Annotated in this window: 13 protein-coding genes; 1 reads left to right on the forward strand and 12 read right to left on the reverse strand. The window is 36.1% G+C overall.

The features are described from left to right. Window positions 1-11 precede the first annotated feature (11 nt). Complete coding sequence (locus NBE98_RS09165; RefSeq protein WP_250814642.1) at window positions 12-1,577, forward strand: FAD-dependent oxidoreductase; 1,566 nt, start codon at window positions 12-14, stop codon at window positions 1,575-1,577. 68 nt (window positions 1,578-1,645) lie between these two features. On the opposite strand, the gene NBE98_RS09170 is transcribed toward NBE98_RS09165, so the two are convergent. The 12 genes from NBE98_RS09170 to NBE98_RS09225 all read right to left on the reverse strand — a co-directional run bounded on the left by NBE98_RS09170 (window position 1,646) and on the right by NBE98_RS09225 (window position 14,818). After that, entirely contained in the window at window positions 1,646-1,915 is a 270-nt protein-coding gene (locus tag NBE98_RS09170) for a hypothetical protein (protein ID WP_250814643.1), read from the reverse strand. Window positions 1,916-1,981: 66 nt separating this feature from the next. Then, on the reverse strand, window positions 1,982-3,073 hold the full coding sequence (locus NBE98_RS09175) for a S1C family serine protease (RefSeq protein ID WP_250814644.1): 1,092 nt from the start codon (window positions 3,071-3,073) through the stop codon (window positions 1,982-1,984). Between the two features lie 119 nt (window positions 3,074-3,192). After that, window positions 3,193-4,074: a tRNA 2-thiocytidine biosynthesis TtcA family protein gene (locus NBE98_RS09180; RefSeq protein ID WP_250814645.1), complete on the reverse strand. Its 882-nt coding sequence runs from the start codon at window positions 4,072-4,074 to the stop codon at window positions 3,193-3,195. 74 nt (window positions 4,075-4,148) lie between these two features. Then, window positions 4,149-5,906: a helicase-related protein gene (locus NBE98_RS09185; protein ID WP_250814646.1), complete on the reverse strand. Its 1,758-nt coding sequence runs from the start codon at window positions 5,904-5,906 to the stop codon at window positions 4,149-4,151. A gap of 110 nt (window positions 5,907-6,016) precedes the next feature. Then, the gene (locus NBE98_RS09190; RefSeq protein WP_250814647.1) at window positions 6,017-7,489 is read right to left on the reverse strand and encodes a protein adenylyltransferase SelO; all 1,473 of its coding nucleotides are present in this window, start codon (window positions 7,487-7,489) and stop codon (window positions 6,017-6,019) included. A gap of 52 nt (window positions 7,490-7,541) precedes the next feature. Beyond that, the gene (locus NBE98_RS09195) at window positions 7,542-8,147 is read right to left on the reverse strand and encodes an FMN-dependent NADH-azoreductase (RefSeq protein ID WP_250814648.1); all 606 of its coding nucleotides are present in this window, start codon (window positions 8,145-8,147) and stop codon (window positions 7,542-7,544) included. 118 nt (window positions 8,148-8,265) lie between these two features. Beyond that, window positions 8,266-10,416 carry a DNA helicase RecQ gene (recQ, locus tag NBE98_RS09200; RefSeq protein WP_250814649.1) on the reverse strand — a complete coding sequence of 717 codons (2,151 nt, stop codon included), beginning with the start codon at window positions 10,414-10,416 and terminating at the stop codon, window positions 8,266-8,268. Between the two features lie 152 nt (window positions 10,417-10,568). Beyond that, window positions 10,569-11,915, reverse strand: a complete 1,347-nt coding sequence (locus NBE98_RS09205; protein WP_250814650.1) for an MFS transporter — start codon at window positions 11,913-11,915, stop codon at window positions 10,569-10,571. Window positions 11,916-12,036: 121 nt separating this feature from the next. Further along, entirely contained in the window at window positions 12,037-12,738 is a 702-nt protein-coding gene (locus NBE98_RS09210; RefSeq protein WP_250814651.1) for an SIMPL domain-containing protein, read from the reverse strand. A gap of 66 nt (window positions 12,739-12,804) precedes the next feature. Then, complete coding sequence (locus NBE98_RS09215; RefSeq protein ID WP_250814652.1) at window positions 12,805-13,701, reverse strand: DMT family transporter; 897 nt, start codon at window positions 13,699-13,701, stop codon at window positions 12,805-12,807. 110 nt (window positions 13,702-13,811) lie between these two features. Next, complete coding sequence (locus NBE98_RS09220; RefSeq protein WP_250814653.1) at window positions 13,812-14,429, reverse strand: acetate uptake transporter; 618 nt, start codon at window positions 14,427-14,429, stop codon at window positions 13,812-13,814. An 83-nt stretch (window positions 14,430-14,512) separates the two neighbouring features. Further along, the gene (locus NBE98_RS09225) at window positions 14,513-14,818 is read right to left on the reverse strand and encodes a hypothetical protein (RefSeq protein WP_250814654.1); all 306 of its coding nucleotides are present in this window, start codon (window positions 14,816-14,818) and stop codon (window positions 14,513-14,515) included. Between the last annotated feature and the right edge of the window lie 64 nt (window positions 14,819-14,882).

Below are 14,882 nucleotides of genomic sequence, written 5' to 3' on the forward strand. Positions count from 1 at the left end.
GAATATATAATATGAGCACTTATAAGCATCTTACAAACAATCCTCTTTCCTATTGGATAGCATCAACTCCCAGAACAGACTATCCTGTTTTGAATCAAGACTTAAAAGTTGATTCAGTGATAGTTGGCGGAGGCATGGTTGGAATTACTGCAGCCTACCTGCTTAAAAAGCAAGGACTTAATGTAGCCGTCCTTGAAGCAGACAGAATTGTAATGAATACGACGGGACATACTACTGCAAAAATAACCTCTCAGCATGGACTAGTTTACAATAAATACAATATAGAATTTGGAGAGGAAATAACAAGACAGTATGCAGAGGCTAACGAATACGCAATAAAATTTATGTCAGATTTGATTACGGAAGAAAAAATTGACTGTGATTTTTCTTGGCAGCCTTCCTATGTTTACACTCACACAACCGAATATGCAGACGTGATTAAAAGTGAAGCAGATATTGCTTCAAAAATTGGAATAAAGGCATCTTATGTGGAGGAACTTCCTCTTCCTTTTAAAGTATTAGCAGCAGTCAAATTCGAAAATCAGGCACAGTTCCACCCAAGAAAATACCTTCTTCATTTAGCAACTAAGATTCATGGTAATGGCAGCTTTATATTTGAAGGCACAAGAGCAATAGATGTAGAAGAAGGAACTTTGGTAAGGGTTAAAACAGATAGTGGCTTCACTGTAACCGCAGACAACTTAATAATAGCCTCGCACTTCCCCTTCTACGATGGAATGGGTTTGTACTTTACAAGAATATATCCAGAGCGCTCCTATCTTATGGGGGTTAGAGTCAAAGAGAAATTCCCAGGCGGGATGTACATAACGGCAGAAGATCCAGGCCGTTCGTTGCGTTCCCAGCCTTTTGAAGACGGAGACCTTGTTATTGTTGGCGGAGAGCATCATAAGACAGCACACGACGGTGATACCATGAAGCACTATGAGGCTTTAAGAGACTTTGCTGAGAATACCTACAGTATTATAGACATACCATACAGATGGTCTGCTCAGGATTACCATGCTATGGACGGACTTCGCTATATCGGCCGTCTAACCTCAAGAACACCAAACATCTATGTTGGAACGGCCTTCGGCAAATGGGGGATGACAAACAGTACTGTAGCCGGAATTATGATTAAAGATCTCATTATAAAAGGTGAAAACCCTTGGACTGAAGCTTATAGTCCTCAAAGGTTTACTCCAGCTGCTTCCTATAAGACCTTTACAACTCAAAACTTAAATGTAGCAAAGGAGCTTTTCAAGCACAAATTTGAAGAACTTCCTGAAACAGCTGAGTTAAAGCATGGTGAAGCAAAGGTTTTACGTCATGAAGGACACAGAATCGGTGCTTATAAGGATGAATCAGGCAAACTTCACGTAGTAGATACAACCTGTACACACATGGGATGCGAAGTTGAATGGAACTCCGCAGAAAAATCATGGGATTGCCCATGCCACGGCTCTCGTTTTTCCTATACAGGGGATATTGTTGAGGGTCCAGCTATGCATCCTCTTCACTACTACAGCGATGGCTATGATGGAGAAAAAAATAAGATAGATCCTAATATACTTTAATTAAGGTTCTATTATGAAACTTCAGTGCCAGCAAAAAGACTATGCCAGCAATACCGACATAGTCTTTTTTATTTATCAATATCCAATTCTTCTACAATAAATCTATCAAAATCAATGCATTCCATAAAATTATGTTCATTAAAGATTGTTTTGCTTCTCTTATTATACTCCTCCATATTTGTAGGAAGCCAATAAGGCTTTTGAATATCAAATTTATTACAAAGATCATTAATGCAAGCCTTTAAATTTTCTTGATAACTTCCTTCCATATCAGCGCTAACAACGGCATCCTTTATAATTTTGCCACCTTTCATTATGCGGCCCCAAATTTTAACCATTCTTGCCTCCATATACTATATAATATCTAATTATATAGCATAATTCTTAAAGTCAAAAGCATTTTATTATTTTTTCATTCCATCTAGAACTATAGGCACTTCTTTTATTCCATTCCCATTTTTAACTTTTAATATAACTTTTCCACCTTCTCCCGCTTCATTTAAAGCTTCCTTAAGTTCTATAGCTGTATTTATTGGTTTTCCATTAACAGAAATTATAGCATCACCTTTTTGAATTCCTGCTCTTGAAGCACAGCCTCCGTCCTTACAGTCAAAAACAAATACTCCTTCACTTATAGTAAAATCAAAGATTTTTCCAAGTTCCTTGTCAAAGCTTTGAAGACCTATGTTTGGAGCACCGTAATTGCCTCCTGAAGAAACCTTAGCGATAACAGGCTTGACAACATTAATTGGTACAGCAAAGCCCATGCCTTCGGCTGTTATAACTTTAACTGTATTTATGCCAACTACCTGCCCATTTGCATTTATTAGTGGACCACCGCTATTCCCTGGATTTATAGAAGCATCGGTCTGAAGCAATCCTTCCATAAAAACTCCCTTTTCTACTTCAATAGTTCTGTTCATAGCGCTTATAATGCCTGCTGTTACAGTCCTTTGAAAGGTAAGTCCCAAGGGATTTCCTATGGCAATAGCATCCTGACCAACTCGAACTGCCTTTGAATCTCCAAGTGGTGCTGCAGTAATCCTATCAGCATTTATTTTAACTATAGCCAAGTCAAGTACCGAATCTGCCCATACAGTCTGCCCTCTAACATCTCTGCCATCAAATAGCGAAACCATTAAACTATCTGCATTTCCAGCCACATGGTTGTTGGTCAATATATACCCTTTTTCGCTGACAATAACTCCAGAACCTACTCCTTCAGTTCTCTGATTCTGGCTGTATAAATCCTTAGTGACCCTTGTGGTAGTTATTCCTACAACTGAAGGCGATAGTTTTTCTGCAACCATGGTTATAGCTGTGTTATCCATAGCAGCTGTTCTTCCAATCTGAGGTGCAGAAGTATTTTCAAATCCTGCCCTCTGGTTATTTTTTTCATATTCATCTGTTGCGCAGCCTGAAACTATTAAAACTATAAACATAATATGACACAATATAACTTCTCTAACAAGCTTTCTATGTTTAATCAAATTCATATCTTACACCTCTGTTCACTAAGATTATTTAATCACTAGTAGTATTAGCAAAGTTAGGGGTATAAAATACAAAGGCTATGCTTTATGAATACTATTTTAAAGCATAGCCTATAATCAATCTATTCTTTGTCGTAAATATCAAGAAATGAGTATTTATTTTCGCCTTGCTTCCATCCAAGTATGGCATCCATATTTACATTTGTTGCTGCTCTAAAAATGGACTTATCTACATCGTCAAAATTTTTCTTCAATTCTTTAATAAGAGCCTTAATCTCATAACGCTTGTTTCCAATCTTCTTAGCAGCTACCATGCATGCACAATTTAAAGGCCAAATTCCGGCATTTTGAGTAAAACGCTCTATATAAAGTTCATCTACATAAAACAATGGTCTTATAAGCTCCATATTTTCAAAATTATCAGCTTTCAGCTTTGGCATCATAGTACTAAAATTACCTGTATATAAAACATTTAAAAGAGTAGTCTCTATAACATCGTTAAAATGATGACCTAAAGCCACCTTATTACAGCCAAGCTCTTGAGCTTTTGAGTATAATGCTCCACGTCTCATCTTAGCACACATATAGCACGGATAATCCTTTGCAATTTTATCAACTACTTCAAAGATTCCTGAATTATAAATTGTTAGCGGAATACCAAGATAGTTGCAATTGTCTATTAGAAGTTCCCTAATATTTTCGTGGTACCCAGGATCAGCACAAATAAATTCCAAATCAAACTTTACTTTGCTATGTCTATGAAGCAGCTGAAAAAGCTTTGCCATAAGAAGACTGTCCTTTCCTCCGGATACTGCAACCGCAACTTTATCACCATCCTTTAGAAGTTCGTAATCATTTATTGCCTTTATAAATTTCGCCCATATATGTTTTCTATAAGTTTTAGTTAAACCTTTTTCTATTTCTTCCAGTGGTTTTCTCTCATTAAAGGGAACTAATATTTCACATCCATTCCCTGCTATGCTATTTGTTTCTTCACTGTTCATTTGTTCACTCTCCCTTAACACAAAAATTATAGCATCTTTTCTTGCTTTTGTCTTTGGAAGGTGATAGAAAAATGTTAAATCCCTTTTAAAATCTCGTTTATTCCTTCACTTATCTTTATTCTCGTACTGTACACCCATTGCTCGTCAAACTCTAGGTTGAAGGCCCTAGAAAATGAATAATAAAGGTTTATTTGCTGATACTGAGTTTCTAGGTCATTAAGTTCTCTTTTTAGTAGTTGAGGTTTTGAAATAAATCTACCCTTAGCCACAAAAACCTGATCAATGAAACTTAAAAAGGTATTCATAAGCTCCTGATTTGATATATCAAAAGGGATTTTTAAAAGTCTCCAATGAGTCTTTTGATCCAGCTTATAGCCCTTTATGGTGTCTAGAATAATTAGATATTCACTTATATCCATTTTTCTATAATAGGGCAGCTTTTCTCTACGTGTACTCCACAGAGCAAGTTTTTCTCTGAGCGGCAATCCATGTACTCTTAAAATTTCTTCACTAGGACCAAGTACTGCTTGTTCTATCTGATAGTCCTCCATTTCTAAGTTTTCCCTCAAAAATTCTTGAGTTCCTCCATAGCCTGCAACATAACCTACGTCATAAATTCCTTTTCTTCCAGCTCTCCCAGCTATTTGCTTGACTTCTTGTGAATGAAGATACCTAACTTCACTTCCATCAAATTTTCTTACATCCATGAAAATTATTCTCTTAATAGGAAGATTTACTCCCATTCCTATAGCATCAGTAGTTATTAGAATAGTAGTTTCCTTGTTTATAAACTGATCATATTGCTTTCTTCTAACTTCAGGAGGTAAATCACCATAAATAAGACTTGCTTTTATACCCATTTCTGAATAATAATAAGCAAGTTCAAGAACTCTTTTCTTCGAAAAAACTACTAGCGCATCTCCTTGTTCTATATCCTTATAAGAAAAACTCTTATCTATAATCTCAAGAGGTACTTCTCTTCTATACTCCCTTATTTCGTATTCCTCTCCAGTATCGTCAAGAATTTTCATCAACAATTCCTTAGCGTTTATGGCACCACAAACATGTATTTCCTTGCACTTTAACCCTAGCAATGCTCTTGTCCAGGCCGCGCCCCTCTGATCATCGTCTATCATTTGGATTTCATCAATGATTCCAACCTCATATTCCTCGTTTATGTTCAGTTTTTCTATAGTACATGCAGTATGTTTAGCTTCATCTACTCTTATTTCTTCTTCTCCAGTAACTAGATTGCACCTTGTGCCTTCTCTATTAAGCCTTTCAAAGTTTTCAAGGGCCAAGATTCTAAGGGGTGATAGATATACGCCATTACCTGCTTCCTTAAGCCTTTGAACAGCATTATATGTCTTTCCTGTGTTTGTTTCACCTAGATGCAAATAAATTTTTCTTTCGTATCTCCTTGCATCAGCATATTCATTTTTAGGATTATCAGGAAACACCTTGTCAAATTCCCTACTTAATATATCCGGTATATGGTTAGTTATCAAAACACTCATAATTCCTGATTTTATAAAGCTCTCATAGTGATTGCTTATTATGTCGTCAAAATAAAAATCAGTTTTGTTCCTATTGTTGTAGTCTTCAATAAGTCTTACAGATACATATTCAAGTATGTCTATATAATTGCTTAACACTTCATCAAAATCCTTTAAACCAGCCTTTTCGTATTCCTTTAGTTCTTTAATCTTTTTTCTAACTGCAGCTTCATGCTCCCAAAGTGCGTGAATTTTTGAATGATGAACAATTTCATTAATCTGCTTAACTTGATTTTTAAGCTTTCTAAAGTTTCTTTCTGCTGCTCCTTTTTTCATTTATTAGAATCCTCCTACAAAATAAATCATTACACATATAGGTAAGCTTAATAAATTTAATTCTCTGAATTACTTAATTACGACAACAGCTACAATTATAACATAAAATTTTATGTTCCACAGAAGGTTCTGTATCGTTTATTTGTCTTAGGGGGCAATGAAGCATATTCAGCATGTTCTGTGGAATATGAGAAAGGACATGTTAGAACCTTAAGCAATTTATGCATAACGCTAAAATCTCCATTTTCAGCAGCTGAAATAGCTTCTTCAACACGATGGTTGCGAGGAATCACCGAAGGATTGCTCTTCCTCATGAGTTCCCAGCAAACATCCTTTGCCTGCGCCTGCCTGCTCAATCTATCCTTCCAACTCACAAGCCAATAATTAAATTCATCTGTATTCCACATAGATACATCCTCGGGTTTATCATAGGATAGTGCAAGGAATGTATTTGTGTAATCTGCTTTATATTTATACATCATATTTAGGAGATCTTCAACAAGTGCTTTATCCTGAAGCTCTTCATTAAAAATTCCAAGCTTCTCTCTCATGCCCGAAAGCCAGCTATTGTGGTACAGCTGAGAAAATTCTGATACAGCCTCTTGAGCGAGCCTAACAGCTTCATTCTCATCATCATGTAAAAGAGGTAGAAGTGTTTCAGCAAACCTTGCCAAATTCCACGCTCCCATAGTTGGCTGGTTGCTGTAGGCATATCGGCCTTGTCTATCAATAGAACTAAACACTGCTGCAGGGTCATAAATATCCATAAAGGCACAGGGACCATAATCAATAGTTTCGCCACTGATAGTCATATTATCAGTATTCATAACTCCATGAATGAAGCCTACTAGCATCCATTTGGCTATAAGAGAAGCTTGACGCTCTACTACAGCTTTGAGAAAAGAAAGATACAGGTTCTCACATCCTTCTAGCTCTTTATAATGCCTCTTAATTGTATAATCAGCTAAAGCTTTCAGCTCATGAACCGTGCCTCCTGCTGCTGCATATTGAAAAGTTGCAACACGAATGTGACTTTTAGCTACTCGAGTTAATATTGCACCGATTAGTGGAGTTTCTCTCATTACCTCCTCCCCTGTCGTCACAACTGCCAAGCTTCTTGTAGTTGGAATTCCTAGTCCCTGCATTGCTTCGCTAATTATATACTCTCTAAGCATAGGCCCGAGGGCGGCTCTTCCGTCTCCACCTCTGGAATATGGAGTTCTACCTGAACCCTTAAGCTGTATATCAAATCTCTCTCCGCTTGGAGCAATCTGCTCTCCTAGGAGTATCACTCTTCCATCCCCCAGCATGGTGAAATGCCCAAATTGATGACCTGCGTAAGCCTGTGCTATAGGAACAGTACCTTCAGGAAGCTTGTTGCCTCCAAAAACAGCAGTACTTTCTTCTTTTTTCAGTTCCTTAGAGGAGAACCCAAGTGCCTCTGCTAAAGGTTCATTTAAGACTACAAGCCTTGGCGAACTTACAGGTGTTGGCTTAACTTTTGAAAAAAATGTTTCTGGAAGATTAGCATAGCTATTATCTAAATACCATCCTATTTGATTGATTTCTTTTATATCTGCCATTTTATCTCCTTTTCTCTTCTTTCAATACTTTATATTTATTTAAGGTATTATATTAAAAATCCTTAGCTAACTCTTTTGCCTTATTAATTTCCATTTCTACAATTTCAGTCACATCTTTACCAATAACATCTAGATTTTCAGCTGCTATTGTTGTAAAATCAGAAATTCCCAAAAAACCAAATATGGTCCTCAAATACCTGTCACCCATTTCATATTGATCTAATGGGCTCTTAGAGTATTCTCCACCTCTAGTAACTATATGAAATGCTTTCTTGCCTTTGCACAAACCTACTGGACCATTTGTAGTGTACTTAAAAGTAATTCCTGTAATACATATATAGTCTATGTAAGCCTTTAATATAGCCGGAATGCTCAAATTCCACATAGGTGCAGCAACAATATACTTGTCTGCCTCTAAAAATTGATAAGCATATCTAAGTATTCTGTGGTCCCTGTGCTCACCTGGTGATGATACCCTAAGTTCTCCAAGGTCAGTCTGCTGTAGAAAATTTATATCTTCTTTGTATAGATCCAAAGTATTAATTTCATCTCTCGGATTACTTCTCTTGTACGCCTCTATAAAACTGTCAGATATCCTATAGGTCCTAGATATACCTTTTTCCTTAGCATTTGCTTTAATATAAAGTATTTTACTCATGACATATTTCCTCCTAGACTTTTGTTTGTATTCATAGTATTAGGCAATTCTGTTTTAGTCATACTAAAAAACCCTCCTAGTAACATAAATCAGGAGGGTTTTCTAGTATATAATTATTTTAATTTAATATCTTCTTAATTAAAACTGCCTTAATCACTTCATAATTAATGCTATCAGAAACAACTTTTTTGATAGGCGTCAACCTAGTAAATCCAACCTTTTCTCCAGCATGAAGCACTTCTTGCTCTTCTTCCTCGGTAAATAAACCTGAGAAATCTATATTTATTTCTGTTAACAAATCTTCATTTATGCATCTTTCAATATGCCCAATCAACGTAGATATTGTTAGCTGTCTTTCTTTCATTATATCCTTTAAAGCTTTATTTTGCTTTAGCATATTGAAAGTAATCATATGGCTTTTCAATTTCTCATCTTGTTTTTTAGTGTCTATTGCAGTTTTTTCTTCCTTTACGCTTGTCCAAGCTACTTGTCTGTTTTGTTCTTTAACATACTGACTTATTATCTCTATAAATTTCTCACCATACTTTTCAAGTTTCTTTTGTCCAACACCAGAGATGTCCATCATCTGAGTTTCGTTAACAGGGAGTCTGATACTCATTTCTCTAAGGACAGCGTCTCCAAATATAAAATATGGAGGTACTCCTTCAGTGCTAGCAATTTCTTTTCTTAAAATTCTAAGCATCTCAAACAGCCCATTATCAGAAGAAATCTTCTTAACCTTAACTGCTTCCTTAAACATAACCCTTTCCTCAGACTTTAATATCTTCATAGACATAGTATTTAAAACTACTGTGGGATATTCACCCTCTTTCAAATTTATATACCCATGAGAAATAAGTGTATTTATGAAGTTAGACAAGTATTCCTTTGAATAGTCCTTCATTATCCCATAAGTGGATAGTTCGTTAAATCTGTACTGTAGAATTTTCTTTTGAGATGATCCTCTAAGTACGTCTACAATGGTATTTACTCCAAAGTCCCTCTTCATTCTATAAATGCAGGATAGTACCTTCTGTGCATCAAGAGTCTTATCAACAAGATCTCCTTCACTCAGGCAGCTGCTACAGTTTCCACATCCCTCATAGTCAACTTGCTCGCCAAAATAATTTAAAATAAATTTTCTTAGACATCCATTATGATGAACAAAATCAATCATGTTCTGCAGTTTTTTATATTCATTTATTTTTCTGTCAGGAGCTAAAACTCCAACTTCAATTAAATATTTTTGGGTCATAATATCTTGAGGAGCAAATAGCATAATACAATCACTATCTCCACCGTCTCTGCCTGCTCTTCCAATTTCCTGATAGTAGGATTCAATGTTTTTAGGCATATTATAATGGATAACATATCTTACATTGGACTTATCTATTCCCATGCCAAAGGCATTTGTAGCAACCATAACATTTATCCTGTCATAAACAAAGTCCTCTTGATTCTTTCTCCTCTCCTCATCTGTCAAGCCAGCATGATATCTTGAAACGCTGATATTATTAGCCCCAAGTTTTTCATATATGTTATCTACTTCTTTTCTAGTAGCAGCATATATTATTCCTGACTGCTCCATGTTTTCTGCAATATAATTAATAAGATAGCTTAATCTGTCTCCTATTTTTAAAACGTTTATCTTCAAATTCTCTCTGTCAAAGCCTGAGATAAAAACTTGTGGACTTCTAAGGCCAATTAGTCTCACTATATCTTCTCTAACTTCCTCAGTAGCAGTTGCTGTGAAGGCAGTAATAAGAGGTCTTTTCGGGAGAAACGCAATAAACTTTGAAATATATCTATAGCTAGTTCTAAAGTCGTGACCCCACTGCGATACACAGTGGGCCTCGTCTATTGCTATTTGTGATATGTCTAGTGTTTTCATAAGCTGGCAGAATTCTTCCGATTCAAGTCTTTCTGGAGCAAGGTACAATATCTTTATATTCCCTGCCCTTAAATAATCTATTATTTTATATATCTCCTTGTTTGAAAGAGAACTGTTTATGTAGGATGCATTTATCCCTAAGTCTACAATATTGTCTACCTGATCCTTCATTAAGGAGATAAGTGGCGATATGACTATTGTAAGTCCCTCAAACAACATAGCAGGTATCTGATAACATATTGATTTTCCGCCGCCTGTAGGCATTATAGCCAAAGTATCCTTTTTATCTAAAATACTTTGTATAACATCTTTCTGCGCAGCTCTGAATTCTTTATAGCCATAATATTTTTGCAAAGATTCTAAAGCCTCGTTAAACAATTGCTTTCATCCTTTCAATCAAATAAGGGCAGCCTGATAATGGAATTTTACTGTATCCTGCTGCCTCCCAAATACATAAAGAGTTTTTGTTTTACTAATACTGTTAAGATTATATCATATGCCTTGTATTTTTAAAATTAGCTTTATATTAATTATACTTCAGAAGAATTTATCTCCTCTAGAGATTTACCTTTGGTTTCTATGCCCGCGAAAGCAATAACCAATGCTACAATAGCAAATACTATGGTAAGCATGATAAAGACATATGCAAAACCTGCCTGCTTTCCTTTTGCTTCATATACCACACCTACTGTATATGGTGCTGCTATCGCACCAAGTCGCCCAACTGCAGCAGCCCACCCTGTTCCGCTGCCTCTGGCTTTGGTAGGATAAACTTCTGGGGTGTATGCATAAACTGCCCCCCAGGCACCTAAGCTAAAGAAATAAAGCAGGCAGCCATAAGTAAGTACAGTAGAAACAGATGGTGCCTTACCGAATAAGTATGCTGAGAAAGCAGTCCCACCCAGATATACAACTAAAACTACCTTGCGCCCAATCTTTTCAATAAAATAAGAAGCGCTGTAATAACCTGGCAGCTGAGCGAGGCTCATAATCAATGTGAATTCAAACCCTTTTACTAGGCTAAAGCCTTTACCTACAAGCAGTGTAGGCGTCCATAAAACAAATCCATAATATCCGAAATTTATGCCAAACCATAAAATCCATAGTACAATAGTACGTCTAAAATAAATCTTAGACAACAAATCAAATAGTGTAAAAGATCTGAGTTTCACTTTACAGCTTTTATAGGTTTCCTTGGTTTCATTGTAGGAAATTGCTGCCTGATGCTCCATCTTACTTACAATTTCATCAGCTTCTTTAAAACGACCTGCCTCCTCCAAAAATCTTGGTGATTCTGGAATACCTTTTCTAAGATAAGCTGCGTATAGTGCTGGTGCACCTCCAAGAATAAAACCTATCCGCCAGCCATAAATAGGAATCAAAAGATATGCTATTAAGGAAGCAACAATCCAGCCCCAAGCCCAGAAACTCTCCAGAAGTACAACCATACGCCCCCGTACTTTCGCCGGAGAAAATTCGCTTACTAGGGTGGAAGCTGCCGGAAGCTCCCCTCCTAAACCTAACCCAGTTAAAAACCTAAATATCAGCAGCATGATGAAGTTAGGTGCAAAACCCGACACAGCGCTTGCTATACCATATAAAATTAACGTAAAGGTAACTACTGTTTTTCTTCCCCACCTATCAGAAACCATACCAGCAATTGCAGCTCCTGCAGCCATCCCCACTGCAGAGGCGCTGCCAAGCACTCCTAAATCTGCTGGGCTAAGGCTCCAATCTCTTCCGATTGCAGCCATAACTCCAGCAACCATTCCTTGATCCATGGCATCAAACATCCAGCCAATGCCAGTTAAAAGAAGCACCCTCCAAAGCATAGGCGTAACGGGCAGTCTTTCTATTCTCTCTGAAATGTTGCTCATTAATTCATTCCACCTTACATACAAATATGTTTATTCCTAAATTCTGCCCTGCTTAATGCTTTTTATGCTATAAGCATACCTTTTAACAGGAGTTACACTCCAAATTCTTAGGAAAGAAATACTAAATTTTCCTATAGTTGAATATAGCCTGAACTTTTGCAGTTACCTCCAATTCTCCACTCCTAATATCTGTACTTGGAGCTGGTGACTTAAAATTATAAAGGTCTGTTCTTTCTATATTTCCAGTACTTCCTTCTTCAACAATTTCTATGGGAATCTCGTCTACCTGTATCCTTAAGGTGTTTTCCACGCTGTTTGCCTTATCCACTGCATCTTTTATAGCTAAAGACAAAGCTTTTTTATATACCGCTTCCTTGTTTAATATAGAAAAATTAATATTGTATATTGCATTAGCACCACTTTCAACAGCAGTATCTATGACTTCTCCAACCTGTCTTATATTATTTATGGTTACCTTTAAATTGTTGTTTATTTTGTATCCCCTAAATATCTGCTTTCCTTCAATAAAATCATATTGCGGAGTTATGGAGTAGCTTTCTGTTTTAATATACTTTTCAGCAATTCCAAGCCTTAGAATAGAAGCAATAACTTTGTCCATGGTTAATGAATTTTCCTTCTGTGCTACGCTCAGATCCTTATTTTCAGTTACTACTCCAAGAAATACTGAAGCTACATCTGGTAAAGTCCTTACAGTCCCAGTGCCCTCAAGCCTGAGTATAGGGATTTTATACTGTATCTGTGATTCTCTCGGCATTTTGTCATACATTCCAAAGTTGTATGAATAATCTTCATGATAAGACATAATATCCTCCTAATAATAAACAATCTCATTTTATTATATGAAAAATCATAATAAAATGAGATTGTTTTAGATAAATAAGAAACTTACACCCACTATTGTTATCAAAGCACCTAATACTTCTTTTGAAGAGATTTTCTCCTTAAATATAAAAATAGATATAGGTATAATAAGTATTCTTGATATTGATGTTATTGTTGAGGCAACACCTGTTGTTGTATGCTGGACAGCTAAAAGCGATAAGGACACTCCAATAAAAGGTCCAAACACAGAACCTATGACAATGTGTCTCATAGCAGTAAAGTCTTTAAGTCCAATGCAAATCTGCCTCCAATGCTTTCTAACAGTGACAACAATAGTAAAGCCTACTATTGCCGCAATGATTCGAATTTGTGTTGCAGCAAATGCATTATATTCCCCCATCCCAAATTTGCTGTATACTGTACCAAAAGATTGTCCAAGAGCACCTATAAATGCATATATTATTCCTTTTAAAGGATGTGAAAGCTTAACTTTTTTATCTTGATTACCTTTGACCAAAATAACTAAAGCTATACCGCCAACAGTAATAAACATTCCTAACATATCCATCAAGGTCAATGTCTCACCAAGCATTAAGAAACCTGCCATGGCTGTTATTGGAGGAACTGCAGCCATTATTAAAAGAGATATCCTAGCTCCAATTCTTACATAAGCCTCAAATAAAAATAAGTCTCCAATTACAAACCCAATGATGCCTGATACAGTAAGCCATGTCCAATTTGTACTTGTTGCATCCATTGGAAGAAACATCCCTCTGGTAACAAATGTAAATATGCCTATTAGAACAAATGCAATTAAAAGTCTTATAAAGTTTACTGTTAAAGACCCAATCCTCTTGCCTGCTGCTTCAAAGGCTATAGGAGTTGCAGTCCAACAAACTGCTGTTGCAAAAGCAGCTAATTCACCTACATGAGATTCAAACATTTATACCCCTCCATCTAAATACTATAAGCCATCTATTAATTTTATAACCTTTCATACTATAAAACTATAGCAAAAGCCGCATAGACAAAGCCCATGCGGCTAGTAAAGAATTATTTCTTAAATATTCCAAATGGCTTTCCAACAGGAAGAAACTCTCTTCCAAAGTGAGGATTTAAAACTGCAGCTGCTGATCCATAAAAAGATACTAAAGATATTAGTAACTCTGCATAAGCAGCAAGCTCGTGAGAAAAACCTTTCATTAGTCCAAAGGAATCCATAGATAGCCCTAAGAATAAAAAGTTAATAAGAAAGAAAATAGTGAATAGTACCTTATGAGTTTCTGCTGCTCCTATAGTCATAAATATTGTGAATATTAAATAGCCAAGGTAAGCAAAGCCTAACTGCTTTGGATCTATTCCTGAGGCTAAGCCTTGTCCAAAAACTCCAGCCTTAATCATCCATGAAGCCCCTACAGCAAACCAGAAGAATGCGTAGGCACCAAAAGCAGTTGTTCCAAAAGTATTTTGTCTCTTGGAATCATTTATGCAAGCAAATAACTGTGCAAATCCTCCAAGGAAAATCGCCCAAGGAAGTACAAAAGATGTGCCACTTGTTAAACCAAGCTTTTGTGAAGAAGCCACAAGCGTAACCATGGCTAGTCCAAATAATCCTAAAGCCGATGGATCTGAATTTAATATTTTGATATTTTGAGTTTGATTTGTGCTCATTAGGCACCTCCATATTTATTATTCCTACAACAAAATATCAAAAATTTCGACTCCTGTCAAAGCTTTTCTTATGGATTTTAAAATTATTTCTTTAGTTTCTTTAGTAAACCTTCATAAAGATATTCTAAATTCTTAGTATCAACATTTTCCTTCCTCAGCCCGTAAATCCTGTTTTCAGCCATGTGCAAAGTTTCTCTTGCTTCGTTGTAATCATTCTGTCTTATACAAGTGCTTGCGTAATCAAGAAGGTAATCTATCTTTAAAACTATTTCAGCAAGTTCATCTTTTCCCTCGTTTATTAAGTCCAAAATCAAATTGTATATTTGTGGTGAAGTATTAGCTTTTATGCTTTTTAGCAAACTATTATTTTTAGCACTTTTTTTCGGCATTTTAAAACCTCCATTAACATTATAATTATTACCTTATAATATTTTTTTATAATTTATAAATACT

Origin of the sequence: Clostridium swellfunianum (genome assembly GCF_023656515.1) — a bacterium.
GTDB lineage: Bacteria > Bacillota > Clostridia > Clostridiales > Clostridiaceae > Clostridium_AT > Clostridium_AT swellfunianum.

What these genes read in the sequence shown, in the direction of transcription:
- NBE98_RS09205 (WP_250814650.1), bottom strand. Translation starts at nt 11,915, where the DNA reads ATGAGCAACATTTCAGAGAGAATAGAAAGACTGCCCGTTACGCCTATG.
- NBE98_RS09220 (WP_250814653.1), bottom strand. Translation starts at nt 14,429, where the DNA reads ATGAGCACAAATCAAACTCAAAATATCAAAATATTAAATTCAGATCCA.
- NBE98_RS09170 (WP_250814643.1), bottom strand. Translation starts at nt 1,915, where the DNA reads ATGGTTAAAATTTGGGGCCGCATAATGAAAGGTGGCAAAATTATAAAG.
- NBE98_RS09215 (WP_250814652.1), bottom strand. Translation starts at nt 13,701, where the DNA reads ATGTTTGAATCTCATGTAGGTGAATTAGCTGCTTTTGCAACAGCAGTT.
- NBE98_RS09180 (WP_250814645.1), bottom strand. Translation starts at nt 4,074, where the DNA reads ATGAACAGTGAAGAAACAAATAGCATAGCAGGGAATGGATGTGAAATA.
- NBE98_RS09165 (WP_250814642.1), top strand. Translation starts at nt 12, where the DNA reads ATGAGCACTTATAAGCATCTTACAAACAATCCTCTTTCCTATTGGATA.
- NBE98_RS09195 (WP_250814648.1), bottom strand. Translation starts at nt 8,147, where the DNA reads ATGAGTAAAATACTTTATATTAAAGCAAATGCTAAGGAAAAAGGTATA.
- NBE98_RS09225 (WP_250814654.1), bottom strand. Translation starts at nt 14,818, where the DNA reads ATGCCGAAAAAAAGTGCTAAAAATAATAGTTTGCTAAAAAGCATAAAA.
- NBE98_RS09190 (WP_250814647.1), bottom strand. Translation starts at nt 7,489, where the DNA reads ATGGCAGATATAAAAGAAATCAATCAAATAGGATGGTATTTAGATAAT.
- NBE98_RS09185 (WP_250814646.1), bottom strand. Translation starts at nt 5,906, where the DNA reads ATGAAAAAAGGAGCAGCAGAAAGAAACTTTAGAAAGCTTAAAAATCAA.
- NBE98_RS09175 (WP_250814644.1), bottom strand. Translation starts at nt 3,073, where the DNA reads ATGAATTTGATTAAACATAGAAAGCTTGTTAGAGAAGTTATATTGTGT.
- NBE98_RS09210 (WP_250814651.1), bottom strand. Translation starts at nt 12,738, where the DNA reads ATGTCTTATCATGAAGATTATTCATACAACTTTGGAATGTATGACAAA.